The following is a 16,299-nucleotide window of genomic DNA, read 5'->3' on the forward strand; positions in this document are numbered from 1 at the left end:
ATTTCTGAACGCACATGAAATTCGGAAAGGCGGGATTTTATCCCGCCTTTTTGCATTTGCAGCTTACGCGAGGAGCTTGAGAACTTCTCCCGCAACGGCACTGGAAGAAGCCGGATTCTGACCAGTCACAAGATGACCGTCGACAACAGCCAGCACCTGCCAGTCGTCAACCTTCTCATAATGGCCGCCAAGGCGCTTCAACTCGTCCTCAACGAGGAAAGGCACCACATCTGTAAGTTGCACGGCTGCCTCTTCACTGTTGGTGAACCCAGCAACACGTTTGCCTTTGACGAGCGGCTCGCCATCGATCTGTGCTTGCAGCAAAACTGCTGGCGCATGGCATACTGCACCAACAGGTTTTCCATTCGTGTAGAACTGCTCGATTAGCTTGATTGAGGCTTTATCCGAAGTCAGATCCCAAAGCGGACCATGCCCGCCGGGATAGAAGATGGCATCGTAATCCGCCTCACTCACCTCCGTGAGCACCTTCGTATTGGCCAATACCTGCTGAGCTGTTTTATCGTCTCGGAAACGCTCGGTCATCTCGGTTTGGCTGTCAGGTTCATCGCTCTTGGGATCAAGTGGCGGTTGCCCGCCCTTAGGTGATGCTACGGTGATTTCCGCGCCCGCATCGAGAAATGTATAATATGGCGCAGCAAACTCTTCGAGCCAAAATCCCGTCTTCTTGCCAGTATTGCCGAGCTTGTCGTGAGAGGTCAGAACGATGAGGATTTTCATGGAGCCGGTCCTTTGAGGTTATTTCCAATGCTCCTGATATGACCGCGGCGACCACAGGTTTCAATGGCCGCCACAACTATGATTTGTATCTAAATGTTTCACTTCAACTCGAGAACGATCTTGCCGAACGGTCCACGGTCCAGATGATCGAGAGCGTCATTCAATTGGTCAAAGGGATAAACCGCATCGATCACCGGCTTTATTTTAAGCCGATCAACAGCCTTGACGAAGTTTTCCAATCCTTTGCGATGGCCAACCTGAATGCCCTCCAAAACCAATCGTTTGACCGCCAGAGGTACAAAGCCGCCGGACACTTCCAAGCCATCCAGGATGCCGATCATCGAGATACGGCCTGTAACTGCCGCTGCACGCAACGATTTATCGAGATGCGCACCGCCGATGGTCTCGATTATGTGGTCAGCACCATAGTCGTCAGTGATTTTGTAAAGCGCTTCGACCCAATCTTCTTTCTTCCGATTTATGACATGATGAGCACCGAGTTTGGTTGCACGAGCCAGCTTCTGGTCATCACCCGATACAACAACAACCTCTGCTCCATGCGCCAAAGCGATTTGCAAACCAAAAAGCGATACGCCGCCTGTGCCAAGCACGACTACCTTGTCGCCAGCTGTCATTTTCCCGCGCTCAACCAGCGCCGTCCATGCAGTTAGCCCGGCACATGGTAATGTACTTGCTTCAATATGATCCAAGGTTTTTGGAGCGTGAACCGCCCAGTCTTCGCTTATCGCCACGTACTCGGCCAGCACACCTTGCAAGGGACCACCAAGCGTCCGGCCATTGGGCGTTCGCGCAGTGCCCGGACCATCGCCTTCAATCCAGTCCGGTACGAAGGTAGAGATAACCTTGTCGCCGGGCGTAAATCGGGTGACACCCTCACCAATCGCTACGACACTCCCGGCAAGATCAGAGGCTGGAACCTGCGGTTCCAACAAAGTTTCAGGCATCCCAAAGCCATTATCTACAAGCAGTTTATCCCGATAATTCAGTGAAACAGCGGCGACCTTTACAAGTATCTGCCCATATGCTGGCGTCGGTATGGCAGCCTGAACCTGTTCGAGATTATCTCTACCCGCTGCTTTAAGCTGCCAGCGTCTCATGTATTTGCTCATCTCAAATCCTCATATAATTTCGAGAATTCCTATTTATATGAGGCTTAATCAAAACAGTTGCGCCAATTTCTCTCATAATTGTATCCTTGATTTCTACAAAGGATTTCGAAAATGGATCGACTGATTGGCATTGAAGAGTTCGTTGCTGTTGTAGATGCAGGCAGTTTCTCAGCGGCGGCTGAAAGATTGAACCTCTCGCGTTCAGCCGTTGGCAAAACAATTGCAAGACTGGAAGAAAGACTTGGCACCCGCCTTTGCCAACGAACAACACGGTCGTTCAAACTCACCGATGACGGCCATAGTTTCTATGAGCATTGCCAAGTCATTCTTGCAGCGGTCGACGCTGCTGAAACTGTGATCACTTCCGGCAAGGACAATGTGTCAGGACGCTTACGCCTCAGCCTGCCAGTATTATTTGGGCGGCGGTGTGTGGCACCGGTTCTCTTTGATCTGGCACGGCAATACCCATCGCTACGCTTCGAAGTTTCCTTTACAGATCGCCCTGTGGATCTTGTCGCCGAAGGATATGATCTCGTCGTTCGCAATGCGGGATTGCCGGATACTACAAATCTCGCAGCAAAACGCATTGCCCGACAGCGGATGACCGTATGCGCGTCTCCATCCTACCTTGCGGCACATGGAACCCCCAGAAACATCGACGATATCACCTCACATCAGGCGATCCTCTATGGTCAGGATGGCAATATTCGCTCTTGGCTTTTCCCAAATGGCAAGAAAGGATTTGATACCGCCAAGACCACAAGTCGTATCATTCTTGACGATCTGGAAGCGGTAACCGATGCGGCTGTACGCGGTATGGGAATCGCCTGGTTGCCCTGCTGGCTCATTCGCGAGCATGTTGAGACGGGAAAGCTCGTGATACTGCTTCCCGATGTGGAGCACATGATCTTTGATACGCATGCAGTGTGGCCGAAGCAGCCCTACATGCCTACGCGTATCAGAGTTTTGATTGATGCGCTTGCAGCAACTCTGCCGGGAATGACCGGCGTTGGTCGGGAGATTAAATAGCCTTTGCAATCACTCCGGCAGCCAGGTGATTGGCACATGCCCCTCATCACCGGCAACACGGCTGAGCCATTTGGCTACTGATGGATAGGCAGACAAATCGAAACCTCCCCTGTTGGCCTCATGCGTGTAAGCGTAAAGCGCTATATCAGCGATGGACAAGCCAGCACCCGCAAAATAGGGCGTCTTCTGCAACTGGTTCTCCATGACCAGCAGAGCCTTGTTTCCGCCTTCCAGTGTAGCAGCCAATCTTTCAGGCGTCGCATCCTTGGCCCGCTCAGGATAAACAAGCAGGGCACGCCTTACGGCAACGGTTGGCTCGTGTGAGTACTGTTCAAAGAAGAGCCACTGATACATCAGCGCGCGTTCATAGGCGTCTTCGGGAATAAAACGGGTACCTTCAGCAAGATGAAGCAATATGGCATTTGATTCCGCCAGCAGCCGCCCATCATCAAGCTCCAGCAAGGGAATCTTGCCGTTTGGATTCTTTGCGAGAAATTCCGGTTTGCGCGTAGAGCCATCGTTGAATGAAACCGGGATATGCTCGAACGGCAGATTCAATTTTGCCATCAAAAGCCGTGGCTTATAGCAATTCCCGGAATCAATTTGCGAATAGAGTTTCGGCATGGTCTGTCTCTCCTGTGGCGGGCGAATTTCCCCGCTACCGCTGACAATGTCCAATCAGTTCCATTGACGTATCACGTAACCGACGCTGATGATTTCGACATGGGATGTCACACCCTGCACAGAAAGTGCATGAAGTGAAGCCTTTATGCATGCTTTTACTTGCGATTTTCGGGGTCTTGCGACATAGCAGTCCCGCAAACCGGATACCGGTCACCAACGCTCGTTTCAGGAGAACGATACCATGGCATTCCTCGCCGACACCCTTTCCCGTGTGAAGACATCCGCAACGATTGCGATCACCCAGAAAGCGCGTGATTTGAAAGCAGAGGGCCGTGACGTTATTTCGCTTTCCGTAGGCGAACCCGATTTCGATACGCCTGACAATGTCAAGGAAGCCGCGATTGCCGCGATCCGTCGCGGTGAGACGAAGTACACACCAGTATCGGGCATACCGCAGCTTCGCGAGGCCATCACCCGCAAGTTCAAGCGCGAAAATGAGCTGGACTACAAGGCTAGCCAGACCATCGTTTCAACAGGTGGAAAGCACGTCATTTACAACGCCTTGCTTGCAACTTTGAATCCCGGGGATGAGGTCATTTGTGTAGCGCCATATTGGGTCAGCTATCCGGAAATGGTTTCGCTTTGCGGCGGAACACCTGTTGTTGTCTCAGCGATTCAGGCGAATGATTTCAAACTGCAGCCGGAAGATCTGGAGCGTGCCATCACGCCGAAGACCAAATGGATTATCATGAACTCGCCTTCGAACCCGTCTGGCGCGGCTTACACGTGGGACGAAATGAAGAAGCTGACAGACGTTCTCGTACGCCATCCCCATGTATGGGTGCTGACAGATGATATGTATGAGCATTTGACCTATGGGGATTTCAAGTTCGTCACGCCAGCGCAGGTGGAGCCAAACTTGTATGACCGTACGCTCACCATGAACGGTGTGTCGAAGGCCTATGCCATGACCGGCTGGCGCATTGGTTATGCAGCTGGTCCTATCGAGCTGATTAAGGCCATGGATATGGTTCAGGGTCAACAGACTTCAGGAACAAGCTCTGTTTCGCAATGGGCTGCTGTTGAAGCACTCGATGGCACACAGGAGCATCTTCCTGTTTTCAAGAAAGCCTTCGAAGGCCGTCGTGACTTGATCGTTTCGATGTTGAACCAGACGAAAATGCTCGAATGCCCCAAGCCGGAAGGCGCGTTTTACGTCTATCCTTCCTGCGCAGCGGCTATCGGCAAGACAGCACCGTCAGGCAAGATTATTCAGACTGACGAAGACTTTGTCAGCGAACTTCTGGCCACCGAAGCTGTAGCCGCCGTGCACGGCTCTGCATTCGGCCTCGGACCAAATTTCCGCATTTCCTATGCAACGTCTGACGCAAATCTCGAAGAGGCAGGCAAGCGGATACAGCGCTTCTGCGCCAACCTTCGCTGATAGCCTCAACTGCTTTACGAAAGGGGCCCATGTGGCCCCTTTTTTATAGGGGCGTCGAGAGTGGAGCAATCAAGGTGATAACGCGGAAAATTGCTTCAAGTGATATTGATCTGATCTGCCGCCATCGGGAGATGATGTTCTCCGAAGCCGGACGCAATCCAGATGATCTATTAGCTATGGCAGGTCCTTTTAAGGATTGGCTTGGGCCACGTCTCGATAACGGGACATATTTCGGATTTGTTATCGAAGACGAAGGGCGTGCAGTGGCAGCCGTTGGTCTGATGGAAATTGATTGGCCACCCCATCCCCTGCATCCAACCGAGCCGCGCCGTGGCTATGTGTTTAACGTCTATGTAGAACCCGGCTATCGCAGACGAGGAATCGCTCAACAGTTGATGCAGGCTGCAGAGCAGGAGTTTACCGCTCGCGGTATTGGATATCTCATCCTACACGCGACGACAGCGGGACGGCCGATCTATGAGCGGAATGGTTGGGTAGCAACCAGCGAAATGGCCAAGGTCTTATCGATCAAATCCTGAATAACCCACGAGATTGGTATTCCGATGACTGGCAATAAAAAAAGGCCGGACAAGTGCCCGGCCTATAGTTTTGAAGGTGCCGTTTCCGGCTGAACCTCCAGAGGGGAACACTTGGCGGTGCGCAAATGGGAGGAGGAGACGCACCGTCAAGTACTATGGATATGTTCTTCACCAGTCGGAGTTGCAACCCCACACAAATGCATAGCAGCCATGCGTAAAACGCATAGCTGCTATTTTACTCAACTGGTCAAAAATACCGCGCGAAGAGTATCACAAATCGAGCAAGTTTCTTCCTCAGGATCAGCCATCCTTGGAAAGAAAAACTTTCTAAAAAATTTTGAATTTACCGCTTAATAAGACCAGGTACGCGCCTTGTTGAAAAGAAAATCTCTGAACACGTGCAATTTGGCCGCGTTCTTGATTCCCTCAGGGTAGCAGAAGAACGTGTCGAATGACGGTAATTCCATTTCGGGCAACAAACGCACCAGAGTGGAATCTTTCTCGATCATATAATCCGGCAGCACGCCGATACCGACACCCTTCTGGATAGCGCGTTTGATGGACAGGAGATTGTTGATCTGCAGTACTGCGGGGCGCAAATTGCCATCGGAGCGTCCTATAACCTCAAGCCAATTCAGGTTGGTGAGATAAGATGGTGCGGGCTCGCCGAAACTCACAATCCGATGGGAATCGATTTCTTCGATGCTTTCGATCTTGCCATACTTGGCTATGTAGCTCGGTGAAGCGTAGACATGCATATGCACCGTAAACAAGCGGCGTTGGATCAGGTCGGGTTGCTGCGGTTGACGCAAGCGAATGGCGCAATCCGCATGACGCATCGTCAGGTCCAGCTCTTCATTGTCGAAAAGCAATTGCAGCTGCACTTCAGGATAAAGTTCAATGAATTCCTGAACGCGTTCGACAAGCCAGCCAGAGCCGAGGCCAACTGTCGTTGTGACCCGCAACTTGCCAGACGGTCTGTCCTTGCTCTCGGTCAGTCGTGAACGCACGTTCTCAAGCTTCATCAGCACTTCATGAGCCGTGCGATAGAGAACTTCGCCCTGTTCCGTAAGAATCAAGCCGCGGGCATGGCGATGGAAAAGCGGAACGCCAACGTCCTGCTCCAGCGCGCTGACCTGACGCGAGATGGCTGATTGCGATAGATGCAGTGTCTCAGCGGCATGGGTAAATGACCCAGCCTCGGCAGCAGCATGGAATATTCGCAATTTGTCCCAATCAAGCGACATCGCGCGGTCTCTCCCCCTTTGTCGGCCCCATAGATCGAGGCCGGCCTCTATCAGTGCCTATTCGGCTGCCTGACGCACCGGTTCTTGGGCGGCAAGCCAACGTTCAGCTTCGAGTGCTGCCATGCAGCCCATTCCTGCTGCAGTGACAGCCTGACGGTAAACATCGTCAGTTACGTCACCTGCAGCGAAGACACCTGGAACGTCCGTGGCTGTTGAATCTGCTGCAGTCCAAAGATAGCCATTCGGCTTATGCTTGAGTTTCCCCTTGAACAGTTCGACCGCAGGCGCGTGACCGATAGCAATGAAAACGCCATGGGTTTCAAGGTCTGTGGTTTCACCACTCTTTACATTCTTAAGGCGTACACCTGAGACAGATGCAGCCATTGGAGGCTTTGCTTCCGTCCCGGTAATTTCATCAATGACATTGTCCCAGACAACTTTGACGTTTTCTTTGCCAAAAAGCCTGTCTTGCAGAATTTTCTCTGCGCGAAAATGATCCTTACGATGCACAATCGTTACGGACTTGGCGATATTTGCGAGGTACAGCGCTTCTTCAACAGCTGTATTGCCACCACCTACAACGACGACATCCTTGTTACGATAGAAGAAACCGTCACAGGTGGCGCAAGCCGAAACGCCAAAGCCCATAAATGTCTGTTCTGTGGGAATTCCCAGCCATTTAGCCTGAGCGCCAGTCGCGATGATCAACGCATCACAGGTATATTGGGTCCCACCATCGCCGGTGAGGCGGAATGGGCGAATCGACAGATCAACCTCGGTAATAATGTCGTGAATGATCTCGGTGCCAACATGTTCGGCCTGAAGCCGCATTTGTTCCATCATCCAAGGGCCCTGCACCGGATCGGCGTATCCTGGATAATTCTCTACATCAGTTGTGATCATCAGCTGTCCGCCCTGCTGAAGACCTGCAACGATGACAGGTTTCAGATTGGCACGGGCCGCATAGATAGCTGCCGTATAACCGGCTGGGCCGGAACCGATAATGAGAACGGGCACATGGCGCTGTGTCATAACTAGACCTTGATGGTACATCTTCGAGACATACGATAGGTGGCATACACCACCATCGCTTTCAATGGCACTAAGGTAGTGTTTCAGCCCCCTCCCTTGCAAGGTCTTCGGTTAATATAGCAAGGTTAGCCACAGCTTGTGCATGTGAGACTGGCGTTTCAACGCGGATTGTGTCAATTCCGAGATAAGTCTATGAAATACAAGCCGTCAAAACCGCCATTACGAGGCCAGTCCGATCCTTCGCACCATTACCAATATTTGCGCACGATTTGGCTTGGTCATGGCTGGAACCATGTTGATACCGGCTTTGGTCGATCTCCACATCGGCAATAGTGACTGGCTGGTATTTGTACAGTCGGCGATATTTACCGGCGTTCTCAGCGGGCTGGTCGTTCTAGCCACACACAATTCGGAAATTCGCTTCAGCCCGCGTCTCGGCTTTCTGCTCATCGTCGCGATCTGGCTCACCGCAGCATTGTTGGGTGCGCTTCCGCTCTATTTTTCAACACTGCCGATCAGTTTTGCCAAGGCGCTGTTCGAATCCATGTCAGGGATTACATCCACAGGTGCGACTGTGTTGACGGGGCTGGATACGATGCCACGCGGAATTTTGATGTGGCGGTCGCTCCTGTGCTGGTTTGGTGGCTTGGGTTTCGTAGGCTTGGGATTGCTGCTGCTCCCTTCGCTGCGCGTCGGTGGCATTCAGCTACTGCATATGGAATCCTCAGACAAATCTGAAAAAATCCTGCCGCGAATACATCAGATCGCCCAAGGCATTATCCTCGCATACCTAACACTGACCCTGTTATGCACCCTGCTCTATTTCATTGCAGGCATGGGGATGTTCGATGCCATCAATCACGGCATGACGACGGTTGCGACCGCCGGGTTCTCCACACATGACTCTTCGCTGGGCTTTTACGCCCATAACCGCGCTATTCTGGTAATTGCGACAGTCTTCATGATCTTGGGCGCCCTGCCCTTCGTGCTTTACATCAAGGCACTTATGCCACAGCGGTTGTCTTCGCTGGCAGACCCACAGCTCATTTTGTTTTTCAGCATTGTCATCGGCTTCAGCTTCTTTCTGGCAGTCGGATTGAAGCTGGAGACAAATATCGGCTTTGGCGATGCATTAATTGCCACATCGTTCAACCTGGTGTCCGTCATATCGACCACCGGCTTTGCGACCGAGGACTACACGCTTTGGGGCGCAGAGGCGCTCGGCATATTCTTCCTTGTCACCTTTCTCGGCGGCTGCTCCGGCTCTACCTCAGGCGGCATCAAGCTGAACCGCATCATCATCCTGTGGCAGCTCGCCTCGGCAAGCCTGACGCGATTGATCATACCCAATGCCATTATAAAAATGCGCTATGGCCGCTCGGAAATAACGCAGGATGTCGCGCAATCGGCCCTGCTATTCATCTTTCTATATATGGCTTCGCTCGTCATTGGAGCGACAGTCCTCACAATGCTCGGCAATGATCTGGGAACCTCAATCACAGGCGCTCTGACCGCTCTCTCAAACGTTGGGCCCGGGTTCGGCGATACGATCGGCCCTGTCGGAAACTTTTCTACATTGAACGATTCTTCGTTGCTGGTTCTGAGCTATCTGATGCTCGCAGGACGGCTTGAGATCATCACAATCGTGATTCTGTTCACCCGGCGTTTCTGGAGCAGGTAAATGAACCTGTTTGCAACCGCCGCGGGATGCATTACACAGCGTCAGGAATCGCCTATGGTGATGTTTGAGCTTTGGGATGGGGATAAACAAAAATCATGCCTTTGAAGGCGGACCTCGACGCTATCGACTGGAAAATCCTGAAACAACTGCAGGATAATGGACGCATCACCAATGTTGAGTTGGCGGAGCGGGTCGGCATCTCGGCACCACCCTGCCTGCGCCGTGTGCGCAAGCTGGAGGAAAGCGGCATTATCCAAGGCTACCGCGCGATCCTGAATGGCGCGATACTTGGTCAGGATATCGTCGCGTTCTGCATGATTAGGCTGCACAGGCAGTCCGATGCGGACCTGAAGAGCTTTGCCGAAAAGACGAACAGCTGGACTATTGTCCGTCGCGCCTGGATGGTCTCCGGCGAGTCCGATTTCCTGCTGCATTGCGTGTCAGCAGATCTCAGCACTTTCCAGAACTTCGTTATTGAAGAACTGACATCAACGCCTAATGTTGACAGCGTGCGAACCTCGCTGACCATCCGTTCCGTTAAAAACGAACCATTGATGGTGCTTTAGAGCCTAGCCTACGCGTTCGTCCGCAAAGATCGTCTCATAAACTTCCAGAATGCTGGACGCTTCTTTTTGAAGCGGAAAGTTCGCCCGTACATGAGCAAGTCCGGCTTTTGCAGCGGCTTCGCATTTGGCAGGATCGGCCAGATAGGGTTCGATTGCTTTTTCAAGCGCCAAACCATCACCAGCAGGCACAACTGCACCTGTCTCCAGCTCGATCATCTCCGCATATGCGCCTGCATCGCTTGCAACAACAGCCGTCTGCGAAGACATGGCTTCCAGTGGCGTCAGCCCGAATCCTTCATTGCGGGATGGCGCGACATACAACGTCATGCGCCTGTACCAGACGCGTACATCAGGTACTTCGCCAAGAAACAAAATCCGGTCCTGCAAGCCAGCGGCAGCGATACGTCCGCGCAAATCCTTTTCGAACCCCGAAAACTCGGCAGTCGTGCGGCCCGTCATTACCGCTGTCCATTCCGGATATTTCGGCAAGAGGTTAATCATCGCATCGACGAAAAGATCAGTGCCTTTCGATGGTCGAATGCGACCCGAACAACCAACCAGATACTTTCCCGGTAGTCCCGACGCTGAGAAAGCATCTTCCTCATTCTGCGGCGGATAAAACTTTTCCGTATCAATGCCATGCATGATGACCCGATGCGGAACCTTGAGAAAGCTTCCGGATTTACCACTCGTTGCAATCACGCCATCCATCTGCCGGATGAGCCATTTGGTGAAAGACCGGTGATCGCGTTGTGCCGCAGATGTAAAAAGCAGCTTGAACTTCATACGCAGGACTGAGCGCAGGATAATTCCTGCGACCATTTCAGTATTGCGACGGGCATGCCAGATGCGGAATGGCCGATTTCGCGGCTTGAACCAGGCTCCTCGCAAATCGGCCCAACCAATATGCGGTAGCGTCGCGGGTAGGCCCGGCCCGATGGTGACAATGCCGAGCCCATTGGCCCGTTGTAGCGGAACCAACTGAATAATAGTCGAGGTGACTCCGGACAGCTTACGCTTCAAGTTCGGAGCTATCACCTCGACATCGTTCAATGATTCGGGCACTTGATTCAGATGAATTTGAATCCGACGATCTCATAGGATCGAGCACCGCCAGGAGCATTCACTTCAATCGTATCGCCTTCGCTCTTGCCGATCAGCGCCCGCGCAATAGGTGATGAAATGGAAATACGGCCCGCCTTCGGGTCAGCTTCCTGATCGCCGACGATCTGGTAAACCTTCTTTTCTTCAGTGTCTTCGTCAATCAGCTCAACAGTCGCGCCAAATTTGATCTTGTCGCCGGAAAGCTTGGAAATATCGATGATTTCAGCACGCGCTGTATAATCTTCGAGTTCACCGACACGACCCTCATTATGGCTCTGTGCTTCCTTGGCGGCGTGGTATTCGGCATTTTCTGAAAGGTCGCCATGGGCGCGCGCTTCCGAAATTGCCAGAATAATACGTGGCCGCTCTTCCTGTTGCCGAAAGCGCAGCTCCTCCTTGAGCTTGTCAAAACCAGCCTGAGTCATCGGGACCTTTTCCATGCCCTCTCCTTTCGCAGTCAATGTCGGGTACCCTTCCAAGGGCCTCACAACACAAAAAGAAAACGGTCACCGAAGCTTAAAGACTTCGGAACCGTTCAGTCATCCAATTTGTAATATAGCACTGTTTGCCGCGATTTCACGAAGAAAGTGGAAAATGTCGCAAACACGCTGCCGTTTCATCGATTCACGCTGATCAGGCACCAATTCACGTCACTGTGAGACGACCGTGACCCATATTGCGGGCAAACTTCGTGCAACTGATGCCCAGATCGAGAGGAAGGCGACACATGAGATGGAATTTCAATGTTCTGACCGCGAGCTTGCTGGCTCTTCTTCCTGCAATTCCACTGTCGGCAGCAGCTAAAGATTTCAAGACTCAAACCGTCACTGTCTCTGCCGAAACTGTTGCAGATGGATTGGATCATCCATGGGGGCTTGCATTCTTGCCCGATGGTTCCCTGCTCGTCACCGAGCGTTCGGGCACAATGCGTGTAGTTGATAACGGCAAGATATCGCAGCCGATCGGAAATGTTCCAGAGGTTTGGGCGAATGGCCAGGGTGGACTGCTGGACGTCGTTCTTGCACCGGATTTTCCAGCAAGCGGCACAATCTATTTCACTTATTCGCAATCGGGACAGGGTGGTGCAGGTACAGCGCTCTCCAGTGCAAAACTTGTTCGCAGTTCCGATGGTGGCAAACTTGAAGACGTCCGCACACTTGTTTCAATGAACAAAAAAACAAATGCGGGTCAGCACTTTGGCTCCCGTATTGTTCTCTCGCCTGATGGAAAACTCTTCGTAACGATGGGCGAACGCGGTGCGCAGAAACGTGCGCAGGACTTCAAGGATCATGCAGGTTCCGTGCTGCGTATCAACGCGGACGGCTCCATTCCCTCCGATAATCCCTTTGCCGATGGCAAGGAGGCTTTGCCGGAAATCTGGTCTAAAGGTCATCGCAACCCACAGGGTGCAACATGGGACCCTCTAACCAATTCGCTTCTCACGCTCGAACACGGTGCCAAGGGTGGCGATGAAATCAATCAGCCACAAGCCGGCAAGAATTACGGCTGGCCGGTGATAACCTACGGGGTGGATTATTCGGGAGCAAAAATTGGCAAAGGCACAACTGCGGAAGGTTATGAGCAACCGCTATACTATTGGGACCCCTCCATCGCCCCATCGGGCCTTGCCGCTTATAATGGCGAGATGTTTCCGGAGTGGAAGGGTGATCTACTGGCCGGCGCTCTGAAATTTGAACTGCTTGTCCGCCTCGACCGGGACGATACCGGCGCAATGAAAAGCGAAGAGCGGCTTTTCGAAGGTGAATTCGGGCGGATAAGAGATGTTCGCGTGGCTCCTGATGGCTCGGTCTACCTTCTTACCGATGACAGCAACGGCAAGATCGTCAGATTGACCCGCGCTTCAGGCGCATAACGGCCCTTGCCGCGTCAGATGCCAATGGATAGAGATGGCGGCGACGGCTTTGCCGGTCGCAACCATTGGGGGAATTATGACGCGCGGGCGTGCCAATTTACTGCTACTTGCAGCTGGAGCCATATGGGGACTTGGTTTCGTCGCGCAATCAAGCGCCATGACTGGCGTCGAACCATTCATGTTCATCGGCATCCGTTTTCTGCTCGCCGCACTGACAGTTACGCCCCTCGCCTTTCGTGAAGCACGACGCGCCACCGCAAAACTGGAGCCAAAGGACTACTACGGCTTCCTCTTCATTGGTGCGCTGCTCTTTACAGGCGCTGCTCTCCAGCAAGTCGGGCTGCAAACCACTTCCGTAACAAACTCCGGCTTTCTCACCGGCCTCTATGTCGTAATGGTTCCATTTCTGGCGGTGGTACTATTTTGGCAATGGCCGCATCTGATTGTCTGGCCATGCGCGCTCACGGCGCTGACTGGCATATATCTGCTTTCCGGCGGCAAGGTTGAAGGATTATCGACCGGCGACTGGCTGACAATAGCTTGCGCGGCGTTCTGGGCGCTCCAGATCATTTTCATTAATCGCTTGGCCATTAAAAGTGGCCGCCCCATCATGCTGTCACTTGTGCAGTTTCTTGTGTGTGCGGTGCTCGGTCTGATCATTTCCGGCGGCATCGAGCATAGTAATGTTGCCAGTATCCTGTCAGTCGCGCCGCTCATCATTTTTGCCGGTATTTTCTCCTCCGGCATCGCTTTCACATTGCAGGCTGTAGGGCAGCGTTTCACCACATCGGCGCAGGCAGCAATCATGCTGTCTTCTGAAGCCCTGTTTGCGGCAATCTTCGGTGCCCTGCTTTTGGGAGAAACCATCTCCTTTCGTGGAGCGATTGGCTGCGCACTCATATTCACGGCGATGATTGCAGTCGAGCTAATACCGACTTTGCTCAATCGATCTGATGACAGCCAAGCCTCAGTTTCGCCATAGACCTTAACCGCATCGCTGACCTTTCCTTTACAATTTGACGCTACCTTTGCGTTAGTTAGGCAAAGGATGTGGTGACATGAGTTTTGCGTTGTCGTCCCCAAAGCGTCCACGGCGCCTTGAAATCATTGTTCTTCTTGCGCTGGCCACCTCATTGAGTGCTTGCGGAATGGGCGATGTGAGGCGGCCCTCTGCTGATGTCGGTAATTCACAGGACACCATTGCAGTACAACCACAGCAAGATGTTCAACCACAGGCGGAAGAGAATTATCAGCAGGTTTTGACTGTCGCCCCTGCCCCGGATGCAACAGAAGAATACGAGCAACCTGCCGAGAACATACAGCCACTTTCGCGAGCCGAAGAATTGCCGGTTGAAAGTAATGAAAGCGGCTCCGAGGAAAGCTATGGTTACCCCGCCGGTGTCAGCGATCCGATCTCACGCGGAGAAAGCGCATTTGCAATGTCAGGCAGCGAGGTTTCTTGCCGTACACAACTGAAGCGGCTTGGCGTCGTGTTTCAAGAACGCCAGCCAATCAATGATGGCGGAGTTTGCCGGATTGACCATCCACTGAAAGTCAGCGGCTTTGCCAGCGGGCGTATAAAGTTGAAACCAGCTGCAACCCTCAACTGCCAAATGACTTTGGCCTTCGCCAAATGGGTCAAGGGCGATCTCGTACCGTCATCGCGCCTTCGCTATCTTTCCGGCGTTAATACCATCCATCAGGCATCCAGCTACTCCTGTCGGACGATGAGCAATCAACGCGGGCGAGCCATGTCCGAACATTCGAAAGGGAATGCGCTGGATATTGCCAAAGTCACGCTGAACAATGGCAAAGATATCAAAGTCCAGAAGCCCGGTCTCTTTGCGTTTCGCCAGCGTGGCCTATTGAATAGCGTTCGTTCTGACGCCTGCAGTTATTTCACCACTGTCCTTGGTCCAGGCTATGACATTTTCCACCGCGACCACTTCCATTTTGATCTGATGGAACGGCGCAGCGGAAAACGTTCCTGCCGTTAAGGTCAGATTTAGGCGTGATGTGGCTCTTTACGCCTTCCCTTGAGTTCCCAAATTGTAACGATGATCAATATAAGGCTGGTCAATGCGCCAAGCAGTAGCGGCGATAAGTGGCCGGAAAATGCGGCCAGCAATCCGCATAAAGCCAAACCGGCAATGTGCGAGAGCGGCGGACGGCCCGCAACGTAGAACTTGAACAGAAGATTGCCGACGAGGTAGAGCGCGGTCCCTCCAATGGATGTCCATATGGCTGCTGGTTCAGTATGTCCGGAAGGATGAGCGAGTATCAATTCATCCGATACAGCTACCACAATAATTCCGGCCACCAACAATACATGGATATAGGTGTATGCAATACGGGCAATGCGACCCGGATCATCAGTAGCGGCAATCTTGTGATGGGCTGCAGACTGACCGACATTGAAATAGATCAGCCACATGGCAACTGATGCAACAAAGGTCGTCAGAAAAGCAGAGAATGAAATCAAATTCCATTGCTGTTCAGCAAACGTTGCTCCTGAAACCAGAATGGATTCTCCAAGAGCAATAATAATGAACAAAGCTGCACGCTCAGCCATATGCTCACCATTAATATCCCAATCCGCCGTTGTGGAAGAGCCAAGTCCAAATGTGCGGAAGCCGAAGGCCGGTCCGCCGAGTTCTATCGCCAATGCTGCGCCCCAGAAAAATATCCGGTGTTCGGGGTCAGCAAGACCGCCGGAAATCCAGAATATCCCTGAAATGGCCAGCCATATCGTGATGCGCAGGAAATTTCGAAAATTGCTTGGATTGTGCTGGCGAACCGCCCAAAGCATAAACAGTGAGCGCCCAAGCTGCATGAATACAAATGCAATTGCGAAAACGAGACCACGCTCACCAAAGGCTGTTGGGATGGACGTCGACAGCACAAGTCCGGCGAGCATCAAAACAAACAACATGGCGCGTACTGGCGGCGTGGCAGGGTCCATCCAATTTGTGACCCATGTGGTATAGACCCAAACCCACCAGATTGCGGCGAGAAGTAACGCGCTTTCAACCAGCCCCTTCAGCGTCAGATCATGCAGGAGAAGATGCGATATCTGGGTGATGGCGAAAACAAAAACCAGATCAAAGAACAGCTCTACAAAATCGACCTTTGCACTGTCCCGCGTATTTTTCTTGCGGGAGTAGTCACGAATTGCCCCTAAAAAAGCCATGCTTTCACCTTAATTTTTAGGCCATTTTTACTCAGAAAATGAGCATTATCGCTTCATTTCTGCAACTTATGGTAGTATTTCGGTCCGGAATCTTCCGATTAT

16 protein-coding genes are annotated in these 16,299 nt (G+C 52.4%); 8 read left to right on the forward strand and 8 right to left on the reverse strand.

The annotated features are described in order from the left end of the window. Nucleotides 1–63: 63 nt before the first annotated feature. Both PMI41_RS09575 and PMI41_RS09580 read right to left on the reverse strand, forming a co-directional pair. Nucleotides 64–738, reverse strand: a complete 675-nt coding sequence (locus PMI41_RS09575) for a type 1 glutamine amidotransferase domain-containing protein (RefSeq protein WP_008124166.1) — start codon at nucleotides 736–738, stop codon at nucleotides 64–66. Nucleotides 739–836: 98 nt separating this feature from the next. Next, complete coding sequence (locus PMI41_RS09580) at nucleotides 837–1,868, reverse strand: NAD(P)-dependent alcohol dehydrogenase (protein ID WP_008124168.1); 1,032 nt, start codon at nucleotides 1,866–1,868, stop codon at nucleotides 837–839. Nucleotides 1,869–1,979: 111 nt separating this feature from the next. On the opposite strand from PMI41_RS09580, the gene PMI41_RS09585 reads away from it, so the two are divergent. Further along, nucleotides 1,980–2,897: a LysR family transcriptional regulator gene (locus tag PMI41_RS09585; RefSeq protein WP_008124169.1), complete on the forward strand. Its 918-nt coding sequence runs from the start codon at nucleotides 1,980–1,982 to the stop codon at nucleotides 2,895–2,897. Nucleotides 2,898–2,906: 9 nt separating this feature from the next. Here PMI41_RS09585 and PMI41_RS09590 read toward each other — a convergent pair whose 3' ends face one another. Further along, a complete protein-coding gene (locus PMI41_RS09590; RefSeq protein ID WP_008124170.1) occupies nucleotides 2,907–3,521 on the reverse strand; it encodes a glutathione S-transferase family protein in 615 nt (204 codons plus the stop codon). Between the two features lie 241 nt (nucleotides 3,522–3,762). Here PMI41_RS09590 and PMI41_RS09595 point away from each other — a divergent pair, with 241 nt between their 5' ends. Both PMI41_RS09595 and PMI41_RS09600 read left to right on the forward strand, forming a co-directional pair. After that, complete coding sequence (locus PMI41_RS09595) at nucleotides 3,763–4,965, forward strand: pyridoxal phosphate-dependent aminotransferase (protein ID WP_008124172.1); 1,203 nt, start codon at nucleotides 3,763–3,765, stop codon at nucleotides 4,963–4,965. A gap of 74 nt (nucleotides 4,966–5,039) precedes the next feature. Further along, nucleotides 5,040–5,504, forward strand: a complete 465-nt coding sequence (locus tag PMI41_RS09600; RefSeq protein WP_202949291.1) for a GNAT family N-acetyltransferase — start codon at nucleotides 5,040–5,042, stop codon at nucleotides 5,502–5,504. 350 nt (nucleotides 5,505–5,854) lie between these two features. Here the strand turns inward: PMI41_RS09600 and PMI41_RS09605 are convergent, their stop codons facing one another. Together PMI41_RS09605 and trxB are read right to left on the reverse strand one after the other, a co-directional pair. Continuing rightward, a complete protein-coding gene (locus PMI41_RS09605; protein WP_008124174.1) occupies nucleotides 5,855–6,751 on the reverse strand; it encodes a LysR family transcriptional regulator in 897 nt (298 codons plus the stop codon). A 57-nt stretch (nucleotides 6,752–6,808) separates the two neighbouring features. Continuing rightward, on the reverse strand, nucleotides 6,809–7,783 hold the full coding sequence (trxB, locus tag PMI41_RS09610) for a thioredoxin-disulfide reductase (RefSeq protein ID WP_008124175.1): 975 nt from the start codon (nucleotides 7,781–7,783) through the stop codon (nucleotides 6,809–6,811). A 280-nt stretch (nucleotides 7,784–8,063) separates the two neighbouring features. Between trxB and PMI41_RS09615 the strand changes: the two genes are divergently transcribed. Beyond that, entirely contained in the window at nucleotides 8,064–9,464 is a 1,401-nt protein-coding gene (locus PMI41_RS09615; RefSeq protein ID WP_008124176.1) for a TrkH family potassium uptake protein, read from the forward strand. A 95-nt stretch (nucleotides 9,465–9,559) separates the two neighbouring features. After that, nucleotides 9,560–10,030 (forward strand): Lrp/AsnC family transcriptional regulator, encoded by a 471-nt coding sequence (locus PMI41_RS09620; protein ID WP_008124177.1) that lies wholly within the window; start codon nucleotides 9,560–9,562, stop codon nucleotides 10,028–10,030. A gap of 3 nt (nucleotides 10,031–10,033) precedes the next feature. Here the strand turns inward: PMI41_RS09620 and PMI41_RS09625 are convergent, their stop codons facing one another. Next, nucleotides 10,034–11,110, reverse strand: a complete 1,077-nt coding sequence (locus PMI41_RS09625) for a glycosyltransferase family 4 protein (protein WP_244423928.1) — start codon at nucleotides 11,108–11,110, stop codon at nucleotides 10,034–10,036. Further along, nucleotides 11,101–11,574 carry a transcription elongation factor GreA gene (gene greA, locus PMI41_RS09630; protein ID WP_008124180.1) on the reverse strand — a complete coding sequence of 158 codons (474 nt, stop codon included), beginning with the start codon at nucleotides 11,572–11,574 and terminating at the stop codon, nucleotides 11,101–11,103. The genes PMI41_RS09625 and greA overlap by 10 nt, the downstream gene beginning before the upstream one ends. Before the next feature lie 287 nt (nucleotides 11,575–11,861). On the opposite strand from greA, the gene PMI41_RS09635 reads away from it, so the two are divergent. The 3 genes from PMI41_RS09635 to PMI41_RS09645 all read left to right on the forward strand — a co-directional run bounded on the left by PMI41_RS09635 (nucleotide 11,862) and on the right by PMI41_RS09645 (nucleotide 15,004). Continuing rightward, nucleotides 11,862–13,007: a PQQ-dependent sugar dehydrogenase gene (locus PMI41_RS09635; RefSeq protein ID WP_008124182.1), complete on the forward strand. Its 1,146-nt coding sequence runs from the start codon at nucleotides 11,862–11,864 to the stop codon at nucleotides 13,005–13,007. Nucleotides 13,008–13,083: 76 nt separating this feature from the next. Further along, the gene (locus tag PMI41_RS09640) at nucleotides 13,084–13,989 is read left to right on the forward strand and encodes a DMT family transporter (protein WP_040854472.1); all 906 of its coding nucleotides are present in this window, start codon (nucleotides 13,084–13,086) and stop codon (nucleotides 13,987–13,989) included. A 76-nt stretch (nucleotides 13,990–14,065) separates the two neighbouring features. Continuing rightward, a complete protein-coding gene (locus PMI41_RS09645) occupies nucleotides 14,066–15,004 on the forward strand; it encodes an extensin family protein (protein WP_008124186.1) in 939 nt (312 codons plus the stop codon). Nucleotides 15,005–15,012: 8 nt separating this feature from the next. Here PMI41_RS09645 and PMI41_RS09650 read toward each other — a convergent pair whose 3' ends face one another. Beyond that, nucleotides 15,013–16,197: a low temperature requirement protein A gene (locus PMI41_RS09650; protein WP_008124188.1), complete on the reverse strand. Its 1,185-nt coding sequence runs from the start codon at nucleotides 16,195–16,197 to the stop codon at nucleotides 15,013–15,015. Nucleotides 16,198–16,299: the final 102 nt, after the last annotated feature.

This window comes from Phyllobacterium sp. YR531 (assembly GCF_000282595.1).
In the GTDB taxonomy this organism is placed as follows: Bacteria; Pseudomonadota; Alphaproteobacteria; order Rhizobiales; family Rhizobiaceae; genus Phyllobacterium.

What these genes read in the sequence shown, in the direction of transcription:
- PMI41_RS09575 (WP_008124166.1), bottom strand. Translation starts at nt 738, where the DNA reads ATGAAAATCCTCATCGTTCTGACCTCTCACGACAAGCTCGGCAATACT.
- PMI41_RS09580 (WP_008124168.1), bottom strand. Translation starts at nt 1,868, where the DNA reads ATGAGCAAATACATGAGACGCTGGCAGCTTAAAGCAGCGGGTAGAGAT.
- PMI41_RS09585 (WP_008124169.1), top strand. Translation starts at nt 1,980, where the DNA reads ATGGATCGACTGATTGGCATTGAAGAGTTCGTTGCTGTTGTAGATGCA.
- PMI41_RS09590 (WP_008124170.1), bottom strand. Translation starts at nt 3,521, where the DNA reads ATGCCGAAACTCTATTCGCAAATTGATTCCGGGAATTGCTATAAGCCA.
- PMI41_RS09595 (WP_008124172.1), top strand. Translation starts at nt 3,763, where the DNA reads ATGGCATTCCTCGCCGACACCCTTTCCCGTGTGAAGACATCCGCAACG.
- PMI41_RS09605 (WP_008124174.1), bottom strand. Translation starts at nt 6,751, where the DNA reads ATGTCGCTTGATTGGGACAAATTGCGAATATTCCATGCTGCTGCCGAG.
- trxB (WP_008124175.1), bottom strand. Translation starts at nt 7,783, where the DNA reads ATGACACAGCGCCATGTGCCCGTTCTCATTATCGGTTCCGGCCCAGCC.
- PMI41_RS09615 (WP_008124176.1), top strand. Translation starts at nt 8,064, where the DNA reads ATGGCTGGAACCATGTTGATACCGGCTTTGGTCGATCTCCACATCGGC.
- PMI41_RS09620 (WP_008124177.1), top strand. Translation starts at nt 9,560, where the DNA reads ATGCCTTTGAAGGCGGACCTCGACGCTATCGACTGGAAAATCCTGAAA.
- greA (WP_008124180.1), bottom strand. Translation starts at nt 11,574, where the DNA reads ATGGAAAAGGTCCCGATGACTCAGGCTGGTTTTGACAAGCTCAAGGAG.
- PMI41_RS09635 (WP_008124182.1), top strand. Translation starts at nt 11,862, where the DNA reads ATGAGATGGAATTTCAATGTTCTGACCGCGAGCTTGCTGGCTCTTCTT.
- PMI41_RS09640 (WP_040854472.1), top strand. Translation starts at nt 13,084, where the DNA reads ATGACGCGCGGGCGTGCCAATTTACTGCTACTTGCAGCTGGAGCCATA.
- PMI41_RS09645 (WP_008124186.1), top strand. Translation starts at nt 14,066, where the DNA reads ATGAGTTTTGCGTTGTCGTCCCCAAAGCGTCCACGGCGCCTTGAAATC.
- PMI41_RS09650 (WP_008124188.1), bottom strand. Translation starts at nt 16,197, where the DNA reads ATGGCTTTTTTAGGGGCAATTCGTGACTACTCCCGCAAGAAAAATACG.